Raw genomic sequence first — 16,201 nt, forward strand, 5'->3', positions numbered from 1 at the left:
CGCTGCGGCGGGCATTTACCTGTCAGCAGGTTAGACATCATGATCGACTACACCCTCTATGGCCTCAACAAGCACGATGTTGATGAATACCATAAGCAAATATGTTGCCTGCTCGGCAAAAACGTGCTGCTGGTGTTGACCGCCAACAAGCCGATAACCAAACAGAACCTGCTCGCCAGCCTTATCCAGGAGATAGAAAAGCAGCCCGATGATTATTTTCAGCGGCTGCATCGTGCGGCAATAGAAATGATCGGCGTTAACGGGCGCTAAGGCGATATGCGTAAGGCAGACCTCTACGCCATTATTACCGCCGCCGTCGTGTTGATGATGCTGTTATAGCGATATCAGCGCTTATCCCTAATTAGCGCCTATTACGCCGGCGCTTTCGTCCGGCGTAATAGGCAGCGAAGGGATAATCTGCCGCAGAATGTCGAGCCTTCCTGCCCCTGCTTTATTTCAAACCTGCCGCTTCGTCAATCAAACCCGCCACCTCATCGGCATGGGAAACCAGCGAGGCATGGCTGGCATTCAGCACCATCACTTTCTTGGCCTGCAGCCGCTGCGCCATGCGCCGCTGATTCTCCGGCGCTATCATGCGATCGTCGCTGGAAAGTTGATACCATGACGGCTTATGTTTCCAGGCGGGCTCGCCGATGGTGTTGCCAAAGGTATCGGCCAGCGGGGCCTTCTGCGCCACCGCCATCACCAATGCCTCGTCGGCGGTCAGATCCTGGCAAAAGCTTTCGTGAAACTTGTCGGTTTTAATCCACAGATAACCGTCGCTGTCCGGGGCCAGATTCTCGACTGCCGCAGGAGGATGCGCTTGCGTAATACCGCCGGCACTTTCACCGGCATCCGGCGCAAACGCGGCGATGTAGACCAGGCCAACCACGTTAGGCTGGTTGCCCATTTCCGTGATCACGGCACCGCCGTAAGAGTGCCCGACCAACAATACCGGTCCCGCTTGCTGCGCGACCATCTTACGCGTACGTTCCGCATCCTCAGCCAGCGACGTCAACGGCATTTCCACCGCATGAATCGCCGTATATCCCCTGCGCGACAACTCGATGATGACCTTACTCCAGTGCGCGGCGCCGCCCCAGAATCCGTGTACCAGCACGATAGTTGGTTTTGTGCTCATTGCCGACTCCTTCATCTCATAGGAAAGCGCCGCAGGCAGATGAACGGCCCCGCAAGGGGCGAGCCTGGCTGCCTTCGACGCCACGCAGTCCCCCTTTTATATAGTCAGCCTCATGGCGTTCAGCAATAGCTACGACGAGTTAACGTCCCCGATTTCCCACCGCCGCCACGGCTTATCGAAGCGGCTTACGCCGCAAGGCCGGGAAAAAACAGGATTAAAACTAGGATTTTTACCCATACCGATCTAAAATTTCGCGCAAAAACAAAGAGAAGTAAATTTGGCTCACCGGGAAAAGGAATGAAGTTGTGAAGGAAATGATCTCCATCGTTTTTATGGCATGCCTGCTGGCGCTGCTGTTTTCGTGGCTGTTCGTCTACGGTCTTAACATTCATTAAACCCGTAACGACAACCATCCCCCTCCCTGGCGGGCAAGCGGCGCATCGCGACCGATGCGCTAAAACCGGCGCCTGAAGGGTTCACGTACCGCCAAACCCGACGCCACCTCACCTTAGCCTTGCCGTCCGCAAATACATCATTAATTTTTATGAGTCATAACCCCACCGCGTTTCCCCCTTCACCGACTCTTTAACTGCTCAGCGGAGTTCACTCCAGAAGGATGGCTTGCCTGATGCAAGATGTTACCGGTAACTATGCTGTTGATTTCTTTTGGCAATAAACATAAAGCCGCTAATAACCCTACGTTCTTTATAGAAATAAATTATGCATACTTATGGATAAAGGTTTGAATAAAGGGCCTTTGGTCATTGATTATCACCCGCCAAGCTCCTAGAATTCGCGCGTAAAAATACAACTGGGATCGGGTTTCATGTCGCCGCTGTGGGTTGCAACGCAATACTGTTATTTTATTGGTCTGTTAGTTTCTATGGTTTTCACCTACCTGGTTAGCCGGGACACCGTCAAAATTCGCTGTATCAGCGCACTGACCATCGGGTTAACCTGGCCGTTGAGCCTGCCGGTGGTGTTGCTGTTTTCGCTGTTCTAACGCCCCAATGCCGCGCGCTGGCTTTTAAACAGTCATATTAATGAAAAGAGGCTGACCACCGGCGTCATGGTTTTTGGCGTGGGATAAAAAAGTGCCAGCGCAAGGCTGGCATGAAAACGGGAAGCAATGTGAGCAATGTCGTGCCGGATCGGGGGGCACAGAAGGAGACAACCCTTTTCCCCTCACCGGCGAATAAAATGATAATACGTCTCATTATCGAGTGCAAAGTCATTTCCCCAGGCAACTTTCCCCTTTGAGAAACTATCAGCCGCGCGGCGATCGCCAGCGCTGATACAATCGCCCCGCCCCCCACACCAGCAGCCAGAGCAAAGCGTTCAACCCCAACCATAGCATCAGCAAGTAGAAGAAAGTCTGATAGCCGGGTATGCCCCGATCGGCCAAAAACGGGTTGAAGTGAAAAAATTTGACGATCGCGAACGGATTAAGATTGAAACGGTTGAACACGACCGCCGTCAGCAACGGTGGCAATAGCGTATAAAACGCCAGGCTGAACAGCAGCAGGATTTTTGTGCCCGAAGTGTTTTTATAATCTTTCATATCAATAAATTATATCTGTCATCATAATGCAAAAACCGCCAGGCATTCGTACGCCAATCGACCCCGCGGGCGCAAAAGAGTTCCAGGCCAACGCGGAAATAAAGCCGATCCCGCGTTTAATTGTCATTTAGCGCTCGGGTGATATATACCCTGTGGATTTTAAATTACGATGTCGCCGCGCCGTCTTCAAGCACAGCGTTTACATGGCATCATCAGGAGGCATTAATGAAACCGGACGCACTCTCCCTGCCGCCGACCCCGAAAAAACTCAAGGTCATCTACGGCTGGTATATTTATGTGATCTATATCCTGCTGGTTTTCAACATTTATATGGCGGTCTACAACGTCTGCGTTCGGCACCCAATCGAGGCCCCGCTGCTGTCGCTGTTTCACAGCCTGTTTCTCGCGTTGATGCTGCAGCAGGTGCTCAAGAAGAACGTCGTTTTCGCCTGGATCTTGCTGAGCTATTTTATTCTGATGCGCCTGTATTACGCCAATGTGCTGCATGTTGAGTTCACGTTGGTGAGCCGTTGCCTGGTGCTGCTGATTCTGACGCTGCTGCTGACCGGCGCCGTAGCCGTCGGGCAACTGTCCACGCCGCCGCAGCGGCATGACTGGCTGGCGCGGCTGGGCTGGCGGCAATGGGGGGCGCTCACGGCGCTGGCGGCCATCCTGACGCCGCTGATTACCACCGACTATCTGGGATAAACTGGGGGCTATTTGGGAATATGAGGTTCGGAAATGTCTACGACGCGGCATATTTTGGTGTAGTTACCCGCCTTCTCACAGATCTTGTCCGTGACGAACATGCTAAGGTAGCCCAGCAACAGCAAGTAGCCGGCCATGCACAGAATAAAGATAAGCGTTCTCACCGATAGCGACCAACCTGACAAGAGTATCACGAGCATCATAACCTGAACGAGGCGCTTTAAAAGGATTTCATGTGCGCACCGGCCGCATCGGCGCACGTTCTGTAGTAACATTAAGCCACCACGCCCACCACCGGAAACGCCGATGCACCATCTGATGTTAGACATTGAAACCCTGGATATAAAACCCAGCGCCGTCATTCTGGTGGTTGCGGCGGTGTTTTTCGATCCCCGGACCGGGGCACTGGGCGCCGAATTCGAAACCGCCGTCAGCAGTCAGAAAGACCAACCGGGCCGTACCATCAGCCTGGACACGGTCGCCTGGTGGGCGAAACAGTCCGATGAAGCGCGCAAACAGGCCTTCGGCGGCACCGAGAGCCTGAAGCGCGTGCTGAGCAGCCTCAGCCGCTTTATCCATATGAACAGCACCGACACGGTGAAAGTCTGGGGCAACGGCAAAGAGTTCGACTGCGCGATCCTCGAACACGCCTTCCAGCAGTTGGAAATGCCCTGCCCGTGGAAGTTTTGGGATACTCAGGACGTGCGCACGGTGATCACGCTGGCGGAACTGCATGGCTTTAACCCGAAAAAGGCTCGCCCGTTCGAAGGTATGCCGCATCGTGCGCTGGATGATGCTCGCCACCAGGCCCGTTATGTGGCCGATACCGTCTCAGCGCTCTATTATCGTCAGGGGGCGCAGCGCTGACCCGCTTTGCCCCTTTTCATTTGCCGCCAGAGTCTCTACTCTAGCCCTCTTTGTCACTCGGACGTGCCTTTTCTGTTATGCAAAAGTTTCTGTTTATGCTTCTCAGCCTGGTGCTGCTCGGCCCATTAGGCATCGATCTTTATCTGCCGACGATTCCCGCTATTGCCGTCGGTCTGGGCAGCAGCGAAGCGCTGATCCAATCCACCATATCGCTATTTATTCTGGTGCTTGGCCTCGGCCAGGTCATCGCCGGCCCGCTGGTGGATAACTATGGCCGCAAACCGGTGGCGCTGGCCGGCATTATCCTCTACATGATCGGCGCCGCGATGGCGGCGCTGGCCACCAGCCCGACGATTTTCATCGCTTCGCGTCTGCTGCAAGGGGTGGCCGTTTGCTGTACCGCCGTCGTCGCCTTCAGCGGCGTGCGCGATCGCCTGAATGGCGACGACGCCGCCCGCGCTTTCGGCTTTCTTAACGGCACGCTGAACATCATCCCGGCGCTGGCGCCGCTGCTCGGCGGGCTGCTCGCCGAAGCCTTCGGCTGGCGCGCGCCCTTCTGGTTTCTGGTCGGCTACGCGCTGCTGGTGTTGGCGCTCATCGCGCTGCGCCTGCCGGAAACTCGCCCCGCCGACACCGTGCCGGTCAAGGGGTTGCCGGTGCGTCAATACGCGCGCATCCTCAGCGAACGGCGTTTTCTCTCCTTTGCGGTGGTGAACTCCGGGGCGATGGGCATGGCGCTGACCTACGTTTCTCTGGCACCGAACGTGCTGATGGGCACCGCCGGCCTGACGCCGCTGCAATTCTCGCTGGTGTTCGGCGCCAACGGTTTCTGGATCATGCTGGTCAGCTTCTTCGCCAACCGCATCATCCACAAGGTCGGCCGCCCGGTTTGTCTGGCGACCGGCGGCATGTTGATGGGGCTGGGCTGTCTGGGCCTGCTGCTGGGCGTCATGCTGCTGCCCGCGACGGAGCAAACGCACTGGCTGGCGTATATGCTGCCCGTCGCCAGCGCCTGCGCCGGGTTGGCATTCGTGATGGGCCCGGCCACCAGCTACGCGTTGGAACCCTACTCCAATGAGGCCGGCGTCGCGTCCGCGCTGGTCGGTTTCGTGCAGATGGCGGGCGGCGCCGCGCTGGGTCTGGTGGCGATGGCGTTGCCGCTGCAACCCAAGCTGTCGCTGGCGCTGGTGATGCTGGCGGGCTGCCTGCTGGCGCTGCACGCGCGGCGGCTCAGCAAGCAGATTAAAGGGCAAATCAGAAAAGTCGCCTAAGCCCCGGCTCAGGCCTCGATGGCGACCGGCACTCGCGCCGCTAACGCCGACAGCAGTTCATAGCCTAACGTCCCTGCCGCCGTGGCCACCTCATCCACCGGCAGACGTTTCCCCCACAGCTCGACTTCGGCGCCCAGTTCGACTTGCGGACAGGGCGTCAGATCCACCGCCAGCATATCCATCGATACCGTTCCCAGGGTGCGCGTCAGCACGCCGCCAACCCATACCGGCGTACCGGTCGGCGCATGACGCGGATAGCCGTCGGCGTAACCGCAGGCCACCACACCGATACGCTGTGCGCCTGCGGCGCTGTAACGGCCACCGTAACCTACACGATCGCCAGACTTCAGCTGCTGAATGCCGATGATTTCACTGCTCAGCGTCATCGCCGGCTGCAGCCCCGTCGTCGCAACGTCATTCCAGCAACCGCTCGGCGAAGCGCCATAGAGAACGATCCCAGGACGGATCCAACTGCCGTGGGTCGAAGGGTGCCACAGCGTGGCGGCCGAGTTGGCCAGGCAGCGCGGCAGCGGTATATCGGTAGCCGCCGCCTCGATGGTGGCCATCTGCTGCGTCACGCCTTCGGGGCCGTCGGCGGTGGCGAAATGGCTCATCAGCGTAAGCTCGGCAATGTTGGCTACCGCCTGCGCCCTGCGCCACACCTCATGCAGCCGCTCGGGTGCGAACCCCAGCCGATTCATGCCACTGTTCACTTTCAGATAGACATTGAGCGGCGCGTTCAGCGTGGCGTCGGCGATCGCCGCCAGTTGCCAGTCGCTGTGCACCGCCGTCGTCAGGCGATAACGATCAAGCAACGCCAGATCCTGCGGCTGGAAGAAGCCTTCCAACAACAGGATAGGCCCTTGCCAACCCGACTCGCGCAGCAGCACCGCTTCGGCCAGATCCAGCATGGCGAAGCCGTCGGTTTGCGCCATGCTGCGCCAAACGTGTTTGATGCCGTGGCCATAGGCGTTAGCCTTGACCACCGCCCAGACTTTGGCGCCGGGGGCGAAACGGCGCACCACCTGCAGGTTATTTTCAATCGCGCCGAGATGCATCGTGGCGGTTATGGGACGGGGCATCGCTTCTCCTTGGGGCAGCGTACGGCGGCCACGCGCGCCTGCGCGTGGCCGGGAAAGTCTATGACAGAGTCAACGATTAACGTGCGGGATGCACGTCGTTCAGCGGAACCGCGTGTTGCTGACGAAACCCGGCGCTGTAACGCGCCACCGCCAAGTCATCGGAAGGGATCGCCGGCGTAATGCCGGACATCAGATCGGACAACAACTGCCCGGAGCCACAGGCCATCGTCCAGCCCAACGTGCCATGCCCGGTATTGAGATACAGGTTCTTCAGCGAGGTGCGGCCGACAATTGGCGTACCGTCCGGCGTCATCGGCCGCAGGCCGGTCCAGAACGTTGCCTCTTCCACTCGGCCGCCGTTCGGGTAGAGATCGCGCACCACCATTTCCAGCGTTTCGCGCCGTTTTTGCTCCAGCTGCGTATTGAAACCGACGATCTCCGCCATGCCGCCAACGCGAATGCGCTGGTCGAAGCGTGTGATGGCGATTTTATACGTCTCATCCAATACCGTAGAGAACGGCGCCGCCGCTTCGTCGGTGATAGGAATGGTCAACGAATAGCCCTTCAGCGGGTAAACCGGAATGGACACCAGGCCGCGCAGCAGTGCCGTGGAGTATGAGCCGAACGCCACCACATAGCTGTCGGCCTTGAACACTTCCTCGCCGCACTGCACGCCGGCGATCTTGTCGCCCTCCACCAGCAGACGATCGACGCTGCGGTTGAACAGGAAGGTGACGCCCGCCTGCTCTGCCATCTTCGCCAACTGTTGCGTAAACAGCTGGCAATCGCCGGTTTCGTCGTTCGGCAACTGCAGGCCACCGGTCAGCTTGTGCGCCACCTGCGCCAGCGCCGGCTCGACGCTGCCGAGCTGGCCGGCTTCCAGCAATCTGTAAGGCACGCCGGCATCTTCCAATACCGCAATGTCTTTCGCGGCGTTTTCGAACTGTTGTTGAGTGCGAAACAGCTGCAGCGTGCCGCCCTGACGACCTTCGTACTGGATGCCGGTTTCCTGACGCAGCGCCTTGATACAATCGCGGCTGTATTCCGCCAGGCGCACCATGCGGCCTTTGTTGGTCATGTAGTGTTCGGTGTTGCAGTTTTTCAACATCTGCCACATCCAGCTCAGCTGGAAGCTGCTGCCGTCGAGGCGGATGGCCAACGGCGCATGGCGCTGGAACATCCACTTGATGGCCTTCAGCGGCACGCCCGGCGCCGCCCAGGGGGCAGCATAACCCGGTGAAATCTGCCCGGCGTTCGCCGCGCTGGTTTCCAGTGCGGGGCCTGGCTGACGATCGATCACCGTCACCTCATGCCCCGCCTTCGCCAAATACCAGGCACTGGCTACGCCCACCACTCCACTACCTAAAATTACCACTCGCATCGCTGACTCCAGCCCAAGGCTTCACAAAGCATAATCTTCTGCTTACAGGAAATTAACTCAGTGAAAAAATCCGTCCAACAACTTCGTCATCAAACGTGACAATATTCACAATTAATTTATCGTCGATGGGCCATGTATTTGCAATAGCCGTCTGCAAATAGCGATAAGATGCGGTTTAGAAGGGATTATGGCGTCATACCGCCACTGAATTGACATCAACGCTATCAATGATAGCACTCAAAAAAGGCGTAATAAGCAACATTGATTTAACAGAATATAAAAATACCAGCCAACACTTAAATAGAATAAAAATCTAATAAAATAAAAAATACCAACATAACAAACAAAGAGAGCCCCCTCCCTCCGCAGCAGAAAAATCGCGCAAAATTTCAGCTGCCGTTAACCTTGCTTTCAGTGCCGGAATAAAACACCCGAGCCCTTGGCCCGCCGTTTATGTTGAACGCTGCAGCACGATATGAACGTTAAAGCCAGAAGCAGCGCCTAAAGTTCACACTGTCGCTATTGTGGAGAACGTCTTATGTTCATCGCCATCTACCAGTTTTCAGTCAAACCCGGACACGAGCACGCCTTTCGCCAGGCTTGGCTGGCGTTGACCCAAGGTATCTATCTGCAGCGCGGCAGCCTTGGCTCGCGCCTGCATCGGGATGTGGGCGGGCAGTTTATCGGCTATGCGCAATGGCCAAGCCGAGTCGCATGGGAAAGCGCCGGTGATATTCAGTTGGATGAACGCTACCGGCAAGCCCGGGAACGAATGCGTGCGACCTTGTTGGCAGATAAAACGCTATTTGAAATGGAAGTGACGGACGATTACCTGCAAATCAGACCGTTTGACTGAGCACAAGCCCACACAGGCGGGCTTGTGGTTGCGGGAACGAGCAGCATTAATGATGCAGCATCTCATCCACGACTTCTTTGGTTTGCAGTTGGAATGGGTAGTAAGTCGGCCAGTTATCCATCTCTTTCAGCAACGCTTCCTGCGACGTGTTGCCCATAAAGATATGGAAATGCGCCGATTTGCGCGGGCCGATAATGTGATCGCTGAACTGCACGAATTTCGGCGCCAGGCTGCCGGCATCCTGGCATTCAAACAGATAACGCACGCCCTTTTTACCGGAAACATACGTCAGGATCTTATGCCCGGCGTACTTATACTGACAGGCGCTGGATTGGTCACCGCGGTGAAATTCCATGACGCCGTTTTCAATGCCGATGGTATCCACATCGGTGGCATACCCTTTGCGGTAATACGCCTTCACTTCGGCGAAGGTCTTGCGCTTATCCTGCGCCGCTTTCTTCTTGAACACCGGGTCAAGATCCCCATTGAGCAGATAGGGATACACGGATTGCCATACGCCCTCCCAGTCGGCCAGATCGCGATCTTTGACGTCCTTATCGTCGAACACGCCTCCCTCCGCCTTTTTTTCCGCCTCCGTCAGCGGCTTGCCATGTGAATGATGCCCGTGGGCGCATGCCTGCCCGCTGATAAACAACGCGGCCAGCGCCACCGCCAGTTTGCCAAAATGCCTCGCCAAAATGCGCTCCTTGTCCGTTATCGGGAAAATTAAAAGTTACAATATAACATAACAATTTTCAATCTTTGTCGTGCAACAGGCATTGTGTTGCGCCCCCCTGCCGCAGGGTTATACTCGAAGAGGAAGTGCGGTGCCGCACCGCCTTCTGCCGGGACGGGCGCCGGATTGACCGCCGTTCGCTCCTTTGCGTACCGGCATTTTTATTTCACTGATTTGCAATGGTTAATTATGACTTGAACTATGCTTGTTACAGGGTCTGCCGTTTGAGCAAGACCCGTGAATAATGAGGGTGCGCTGATGACTACTTCAACACATGAAAAGGTTAAGGATGATAAACGTCTGAGCGATGGACCGGACTGGACGTTCGAACTGCTGCAGGTGTATTTGGAGCAGATCGACCGCGTCGCCAAGCATTACCGACTCGACACCTACCCCCATCAAATCGAGGTGATCACCTCCGAGCAGATGATGGACGCCTATTCGAGCGTCGGCATGCCGATCAACTATACCCATTGGTCCTTCGGCAAGAAGTTCATCGAAACCGAACAGCGCTACAAACAGGGCCAGCAAGGGCTGGCGTATGAAATCGTCATCAACTCCAATCCCTGCATCGCCTACCTGATGGAGGAGAACACCATCACCATGCAGGCGCTGGTGATGGCGCACGCCTGCTATGGCCACAACTCGTTCTTCAAGAATAACTATCTGTTCCGCAGCTGGACCGACGCCAGCTCCATCGTCGATTATCTGCTGTTCGCCCGCCACTACATCAGCCAGTGCGAAGAGCGCTACGGCGTCGATGAAGTGGAGCGACTGCTGGACTCTTGCCATGCGCTGATGAACTATGGGGTCGACAGGTACAAGCGCCCGCAGAAAATCTCCCTGGTGGAAGAGAAAGCGCGCCAGAAAAGCCGCGAAGAGTATCTGCAAAGCCAGGTGAATACGTTATGGAAGACCCTGCCACGCGTTGAACGCGAAGAGTCGCCGGAGCAGGCGCGCCGGTATCCGAGCGAACCGCAGGAAAATATCCTCTATTTTATCGAAAAGAATGCACCGCTGCTGGAACCCTGGCAGCGTGAGGTGTTGCGCATCGTGCGCAAAGTCAGCCAGTATTTCTACCCGCAAAAGCAGACTCAGGTGATGAACGAGGGTTGGGCCACCTTCTGGCATTACACCATCCTCAACCATCTGTACGATGAGGGCCGAGTGACCGAGCGGTTTATGCTGGAGTTTTTGCACAGCCACACCAACGTGGTGTATCAGCCGCCGTACAACAGCCCGTACTATAACGGCATCAACCCTTATGCGCTGGGCTTCGCCATGTTCCAGGACATCAAGCGCATCTGCCAGTCGCCGACCGAAGAAGACCGCTACTGGTTCCCGGACATCGCCGGAAAAGACTGGCTGGAGACATTGCACTTCGCCATGCGCGACTTCAAGGACGAGAGCTTTATCAGCCAGTTCCTGTCACCCAAAGTGATGCGCGATTTCCGGTTGTTCACCGTGCTGGACGACGATCGCAACAACTATCTGGAGATTGCCGCGATCCATAACGAAGCCGGTTACCGGGCGATCCGCCAGGAGCTGTCGGCGCAATATAACTTGAGCAACCATGAGCCGAACATTCAGATCTGGAACGTGGATCTGCGCGGTGACCGCTCGCTGACATTGCGCTACATCCCGCAGGAACGCGCGCCGCTGGATAAGAGCCGCCGCGACGTGTTGAAGCACCTGCATCGCCTGTGGGGCTTCGACGTGATCCTCGAGCAGCAAAATGAAGACGGCAGTGTAGAGTTGCTCGATCGCTGCCCGCCGCGGCCTACGCCGCTGTAACCGCCACAACGACAAAGGGCGCCGCATGGCGCCCTTTCTTATTTCATTGACTCGCGATTAACGACGCGCTTCGGTCAGATCGCTCGGCATGGTGCCCTGCATGCTCTGCCAAATCGCTCCGCTGTCTTTACCGTAGCTGCGCACGGTATCCATCACCTGGTCGTACAATTTCTCATGGCACAGCGTGGACAGCTTGCTGTAGAAGGCCAGCGCCAGCTTGCGCGCTTCCGGATTGGAGAAGTAGTAACGGCCCACGCGGGTGTACAGCCCTTTCAGACCGTTGAAGATCAGGCCGTAGATCGGGTTGCCGGAAGCGAACGCCAGACCGCGGAAGATCTCGTAATCGAGCAGATTGAAAGCGTCCGCCTGATCTTCTACCTCGGCGGCCTTCGCCAACACTTCCTGGGCCTGCTCAGGATGATTGCGCACCGCGGCGCGAATAAAGATCGACGCGATATTGGTGCGCACGGACAGCAGGTTATCGATCAGCTGAGGGACGCTTTTGTGATCGAGACGGGCCACCGTCTCAAGGATATTGAGGCCGGACGTTTCCCAAAAATTGTTCACTTTGGTCGGTTTGCCATGCTGAATGGTCAACCAGCCATCGCGGGCCAGACGTTGCAACACTTCACGTAACGTGGTGCGCGTGACGCCAATCAACTCCGAAAGCTCACGCTCCGCGGGCAAAATAGAGCCAGGGGGGAAGCGATTATTCCAAATACTCTCAATAATGTACTCTTCCGCGAAACCGGCAGGACTCTGCGCCTTTATGACCATGTGTTTGACGTTCCGTTGCGACGATAAAATCAGTAAAAGTAATCAGCTCATCATACCAGATCGTGCTGACATGACATAGCGTGAGCGAAAAACAATAAACGAAAGTGTGCATAACGTGGCAAAAAACGAGCAAAAATACCGGTCGCAGGAATTTTCCCATCGTAAAACAAGCTCAGGTTGCGCACGCCCCCGCCGCATTGTTAGGGTACGTGCTACGACTGATTGAAGGATGCATAGAGCACAATGGAAACAACCCTGCGTAGCGCCCTGCTCAAAAATTTTCTGGGGCAATCTCCCGACTGGTACAAACTGACCATTCTCATTTTTCTGGCGATCAACCCCCTGGTGTTCTTTTTCGCCAGCCCGTTTATCGCGGGTTGGCTGCTGGTGGTCGAGTTCATCTTTACCCTGGCGATGGCGCTGAAATGCTACCCGCTGCTGCCGGGCGGCCTGCTGGCGCTCGAGGCCGTGGCCATCGGCATGACCAGCCCGGCGCAGGTCTCGCAGGAGATCGAACATAATCTGGACGTGTTGCTGCTGCTGATCTTTATGGTGGCCGGCATCTACTTTATGAAGCAACTGCTGCTGTTCGTGTTCACCAAGCTGCTGCTCAACATCCGCTCGAAAACGCTGCTGTCGCTGGCGTTCTGCCTGGCCGCTGCCTTTCTTTCCGCCTTCCTCGACGCGCTGACGGTCGTGGCGGTGGTGATCAGCGTGGCCACCGGCTTCTATTCCATCTATCACAACGTGACGTCGAATCGCCCCGACGGCGACATCGGCGATGACAGCGATTTTACCGGCGAAGAGCGCAAACAGACGCTGGAGCAATTCCGCGCCTTTCTGCGCAGCCTGCTGATGCACGCCGGCGTCGGCACCGCGCTCGGCGGTGTCATGACCATGGTAGGCGAGCCGCAAAACCTGATCATCGCCAAAAACGCGGGCTGGGGTTTTATCGATTTCTTCCTGCGAATGGCGCCGGTCACGCTGCCGGTGTTGGTGTGCGGCCTGCTGGTTTGTTGGCTGGTAGAACGTTTTCGCCTGTTTGGCTACGGCGCGCAGCTACCGGAAGCGGTACGCGACGTGCTGAAAGAGTATGACCGCAAGGCCACTGCGGGTCGTAGCAAACAAGAACGACTCAAACTGGTGATGCAAGCGCTGATCGGCGTTTGGCTGGTGCTGGCGCTGGCCTTCCACCTGGCTGAAGTGGGGCTGATTGGCCTGTCGGTCATCGTTCTCGCCACCTCCCTGTGCGGCGTGAACGACGAGCACGCCATCGGCAAAGCGTTCCAGGAAGCGCTGCCGTTCACCGCGCTGCTGACGGTGTTTTTCACCGTGGTCGCGGTCATCATCGAGCAGCACCTGTTCAGCCCGGTGATCCAGTTTGTGCTGCGCGCCGAGCCCGCTTCTCAGCTTTCGCTGTTCTACCTGTTCAACGGCCTGCTGTCGTCGGTTTCCGACAACGTGTTCGTCGGCACGGTTTACATCAACGAGGCGCGCACCGCGCTGGAAACCGGCGCTATCGGGCTGAAGCAGTTCGAGCTGCTGGCGGTCGCCATCAATACCGGCACCAACCTGCCCTCGGTCGCCACCCCTAACGGGCAGGCGGCGTTTCTGTTTCTGCTGACGTCTGCGCTGGCGCCGCTGGTGCGTTTGTCGTATGGCCGCATGGTATGGATGGCCCTGCCTTATACGGTGGTGCTGACGGTGGTTGGCCTGCTGTGCGTCCAGTTCACCTTGGAACCGGCGACCGAGCTGTTGACGCAGTGGCATTGGCTGACGCTGCCGTCCATCGACGCCGTCGGCCACTGAGACGGCGCCGGCAGGGTGAACCGACTATTTTTACGCTGAATCCGGCCCAGGTGGCTGGCAGCGAAGAGGAATTGGTTTACACTGCCGGTTCAATTGCTTACTGCATGGAAGAATCTAGATATGTTGCAATTCTTTAACCGCTGTTCACAAGGACGCGGCGCCTGGCTGCTGATGGCCCTGACAGCGTTGGTGTTGGAACTGGTCGCGCTCTATTTCCAGCACGTTATGCTGCTGCAGCCGTGCGTGATGTGCATTTACGAGCGTTGCGCGCTGTTCGGTATCCTCGGCGCCTCGCTGGTGGGCGCCATCGCGCCGAAAACGCCGCTGCGCTACGCGGCGATCTTGCTGTGGATCTACAGCGCCTGGGAAGGCGTACAGCTGGCGTGGAAGCACACCATGATCCAGTTGCATCCTTCGCCATTCAATACCTGCGATTTCTTCGTCAGCTTCCCGTCATGGCTGCCGCTGGACAAATGGCTGCCGGCGGTGTTCCACGCTTCCGGTGACTGCTCCGTGCGTCAATGGCAATTCCTGACGTTGGAAATGCCGCAATGGTTGGTCGGCATCTTCGGCGCCTATCTGCTGGTGGCGCTGATTGTGCTGATCGCGCAGTTTGTTCGCCCACGCCGCCGCGACCTGTTCGGCCGCTGATCGGCAGACAAACAAAAAACGGCGCCGGAAGGCGCCGTTTTTTTAGGTATTGCTGCCACATTCCGAGATAAAGCCACCTCAGGTATGTGTAAGGAAGTAAACGAGCACGATCAGCGCTCCAGCTACGGCAAACAGGCGGATCATTTTCATTGTTATACTCTCGAACTTGCGGGAGAGCGGCCAAATTACCCAACTTATCGTTTAAAAAGAAGCATCCCGGCACAGTTAAGCGCGTAATTTACATAACATTAAGCTTCTGCGATATCGGCGACTAAAAACTGGCCATTCTGGCACCTTCCTTTCAGCCTTCGAGCATCAATAAATTACCGTTACTTATGAACGACTGCACCTTTGTCACATTCAGAGCACAATATTTTGGTGAAGTTTACCCATAAAATCCTTATAGTATCGGCAAAGTGAGTACTACCGATTTCCCTGGTGTTGTTGTGTGTCTTGCCCCTCATCTTTGCAGGGGCTTTTTTCCCCCCCTCCTCCCTCACACAAGCCCTTACCATCCTTAAATAAATTGTTGGAATTTGCCTCTATCCGGCAGCAAGCATCAACGCTATTCGCGCACTAAAGATTAAAATCGTTCGCGATGCTTTCCCTATGCTAAATGACGTGTTGACTTTCACCCTTTCTTCCTGTGAGCCAGGTTTTGGCTGACTAAAGCACATCATATGACATCAAGGACACGATACTATGCCGGATACCACATTGCCCCCTTCGTCTCAGCGCCCCTTCCTGCGGCGCATGCTGCTCAAAGCCGGGAAAAAATTCCTGCGCTGGAACGGCGAATTTCAGACTCGCCATTCGCTCATCTCCACCACGCCGCGGATCGGTAATCATGAATTTCATTGGGTGACGGCGCTGGAAGCCCGTTGGCCGGCCATTCGCGAGGAGTTGGATCGGTTGCTGGAGCACCCGGAGGATATCCCAGCGTTCCACCAAATATCGCCGGATCAGAAACGCATCTCTAAAGGAGATAACTGGAAAACCTTCGGGCTGTTTGTCTACGGGCAACGGGTTGATGAAAACTGCGCCATCTGCCCGCGCACGGCAGAGGCGGTCAGCGAGATCCCGGGCATGCGCACCGCCATGTTTTCAATCCTCAAACCGCACTATCACATCGTGCCCCACAAGGGCCCGACTCGAGCCGTCGTGCGCGCGCATCTGGGATTGATCGTGCCAAAGGATCGGGACAAGCTCTGGATCCGCGTTGACGACCAAATTCTGCACTGGGATGAAGGCAAGGTGATTTTGTTTGATGATTCTTATGAACACGAGGTCCGCAATGATACCGACGAGCTGCGTGCGGTGCTGTTTCTCGATGTCGACCGGCCAATGGACAAAGTGGGCACGGCGGTGAATAAACTGCTGTTCAGCCTGATCAAAGCCAGCCCGTATGTGAAGCAGCCGCTGAAAAATCTGGCCAACTGGCATCGCCGAGATAAAAAAGCGTGAAGCAAGAGTCTCACGCGCGTAAGCTCAATAGCCAAGAGGGCGGAATGTCTTAACACGCCGCCCTCTGGCATTAAAACTCGTGTTGCCTAGCAACATCTGTCAA

The 16,201-nt window shown here is 56.5% G+C and carries 16 protein-coding genes; 10 read left to right on the forward strand and 6 right to left on the reverse strand.

The annotated features are described in order from the left end of the window. The first annotated feature begins 39 nt into the window (after positions 1-39). On the forward strand, positions 40-270 hold the full coding sequence (locus MMS95_RS10775) for a hypothetical protein (RefSeq protein WP_004932237.1): 231 nt from the start codon (positions 40-42) through the stop codon (positions 268-270). A 181-nt stretch (positions 271-451) separates the two neighbouring features. Here MMS95_RS10775 and MMS95_RS10780 read toward each other — a convergent pair whose 3' ends face one another. After that, positions 452-1,141, reverse strand: coding sequence for an alpha/beta hydrolase (locus tag MMS95_RS10780; protein WP_004932239.1), 690 nt, complete (start codon positions 1,139-1,141; stop codon positions 452-454). Positions 1,142-1,967: 826 nt separating this feature from the next. Here MMS95_RS10780 and MMS95_RS10785 point away from each other — a divergent pair. Further along, positions 1,968-2,144: a GhoT/OrtT family toxin gene (locus tag MMS95_RS10785; RefSeq protein WP_015378105.1), complete on the forward strand. Its 177-nt coding sequence runs from the start codon at positions 1,968-1,970 to the stop codon at positions 2,142-2,144. Between the two features lie 264 nt (positions 2,145-2,408). Here the strand turns inward: MMS95_RS10785 and MMS95_RS10790 are convergent, their stop codons facing one another. Further along, positions 2,409-2,702, reverse strand: a complete 294-nt coding sequence (locus tag MMS95_RS10790) for a hypothetical protein (RefSeq protein WP_015378107.1) — start codon at positions 2,700-2,702, stop codon at positions 2,409-2,411. Between the two features lie 225 nt (positions 2,703-2,927). Between MMS95_RS10790 and MMS95_RS10795 the strand changes: the two genes are divergently transcribed. The 3 genes from MMS95_RS10795 to MMS95_RS10805 all read left to right on the forward strand — a co-directional run bounded on the left by MMS95_RS10795 (position 2,928) and on the right by MMS95_RS10805 (position 5,548). Further along, complete coding sequence (locus MMS95_RS10795; protein WP_004932246.1) at positions 2,928-3,410, forward strand: hypothetical protein; 483 nt, start codon at positions 2,928-2,930, stop codon at positions 3,408-3,410. A gap of 306 nt (positions 3,411-3,716) precedes the next feature. Next, positions 3,717-4,277 carry a 3'-5' exonuclease gene (locus MMS95_RS10800; RefSeq protein WP_033632864.1) on the forward strand — a complete coding sequence of 187 codons (561 nt, stop codon included), beginning with the start codon at positions 3,717-3,719 and terminating at the stop codon, positions 4,275-4,277. Positions 4,278-4,354: 77 nt separating this feature from the next. After that, on the forward strand, positions 4,355-5,548 hold the full coding sequence (locus MMS95_RS10805; RefSeq protein WP_156865940.1) for a multidrug effflux MFS transporter: 1,194 nt from the start codon (positions 4,355-4,357) through the stop codon (positions 5,546-5,548). A gap of 8 nt (positions 5,549-5,556) precedes the next feature. Here MMS95_RS10805 and dadX read toward each other — a convergent pair whose 3' ends face one another. After that, positions 5,557-6,630 carry a catabolic alanine racemase DadX gene (gene dadX, locus MMS95_RS10810; RefSeq protein ID WP_033632862.1) on the reverse strand — a complete coding sequence of 358 codons (1,074 nt, stop codon included), beginning with the start codon at positions 6,628-6,630 and terminating at the stop codon, positions 5,557-5,559. 76 nt (positions 6,631-6,706) lie between these two features. Then, positions 6,707-8,011 carry a D-amino acid dehydrogenase gene (locus MMS95_RS10815; protein ID WP_028127472.1) on the reverse strand — a complete coding sequence of 435 codons (1,305 nt, stop codon included), beginning with the start codon at positions 8,009-8,011 and terminating at the stop codon, positions 6,707-6,709. 538 nt (positions 8,012-8,549) lie between these two features. On the opposite strand from MMS95_RS10815, the gene MMS95_RS10820 reads away from it, so the two are divergent. Next, a complete protein-coding gene (locus MMS95_RS10820) occupies positions 8,550-8,867 on the forward strand; it encodes an antibiotic biosynthesis monooxygenase (protein ID WP_033632861.1) in 318 nt (105 codons plus the stop codon). Between the two features lie 46 nt (positions 8,868-8,913). Here the strand turns inward: MMS95_RS10820 and zinT are convergent, their stop codons facing one another. Next, positions 8,914-9,564, reverse strand: a complete 651-nt coding sequence (gene zinT / locus MMS95_RS10825) for a metal-binding protein ZinT (protein ID WP_088381668.1) — start codon at positions 9,562-9,564, stop codon at positions 8,914-8,916. A 297-nt stretch (positions 9,565-9,861) separates the two neighbouring features. On the opposite strand from zinT, the gene MMS95_RS10830 reads away from it, so the two are divergent. Next, positions 9,862-11,397, forward strand: coding sequence for a SpoVR family protein (locus tag MMS95_RS10830; protein ID WP_016927460.1), 1,536 nt, complete (start codon positions 9,862-9,864; stop codon positions 11,395-11,397). Positions 11,398-11,454: 57 nt separating this feature from the next. On the opposite strand, the gene fadR is transcribed toward MMS95_RS10830, so the two are convergent. Beyond that, entirely contained in the window at positions 11,455-12,174 is a 720-nt protein-coding gene (fadR, locus tag MMS95_RS10835; RefSeq protein WP_004932271.1) for a fatty acid metabolism transcriptional regulator FadR, read from the reverse strand. 243 nt (positions 12,175-12,417) lie between these two features. Between fadR and nhaB the strand changes: the two genes are divergently transcribed. The 3 genes from nhaB to MMS95_RS10850 all read left to right on the forward strand — a co-directional run bounded on the left by nhaB (position 12,418) and on the right by MMS95_RS10850 (position 16,098). After that, positions 12,418-13,983 (forward strand): sodium/proton antiporter NhaB, encoded by a 1,566-nt coding sequence (gene nhaB, locus MMS95_RS10840; protein WP_033632859.1) that lies wholly within the window; start codon positions 12,418-12,420, stop codon positions 13,981-13,983. Positions 13,984-14,103: 120 nt separating this feature from the next. After that, the gene (gene dsbB, locus MMS95_RS10845) at positions 14,104-14,634 is read left to right on the forward strand and encodes a disulfide bond formation protein DsbB (RefSeq protein ID WP_004932277.1); all 531 of its coding nucleotides are present in this window, start codon (positions 14,104-14,106) and stop codon (positions 14,632-14,634) included. Between the two features lie 702 nt (positions 14,635-15,336). After that, on the forward strand, positions 15,337-16,098 hold the full coding sequence (locus MMS95_RS10850) for an aspartyl/asparaginyl beta-hydroxylase domain-containing protein (protein WP_033632857.1): 762 nt from the start codon (positions 15,337-15,339) through the stop codon (positions 16,096-16,098). Positions 16,099-16,201 lie beyond the last annotated feature (103 nt).

Source organism: Serratia sp. PGPR-27 (assembly GCF_022678525.1).
Lineage (GTDB): Bacteria > Pseudomonadota > Gammaproteobacteria > Enterobacterales > Enterobacteriaceae > Serratia > Serratia nematodiphila.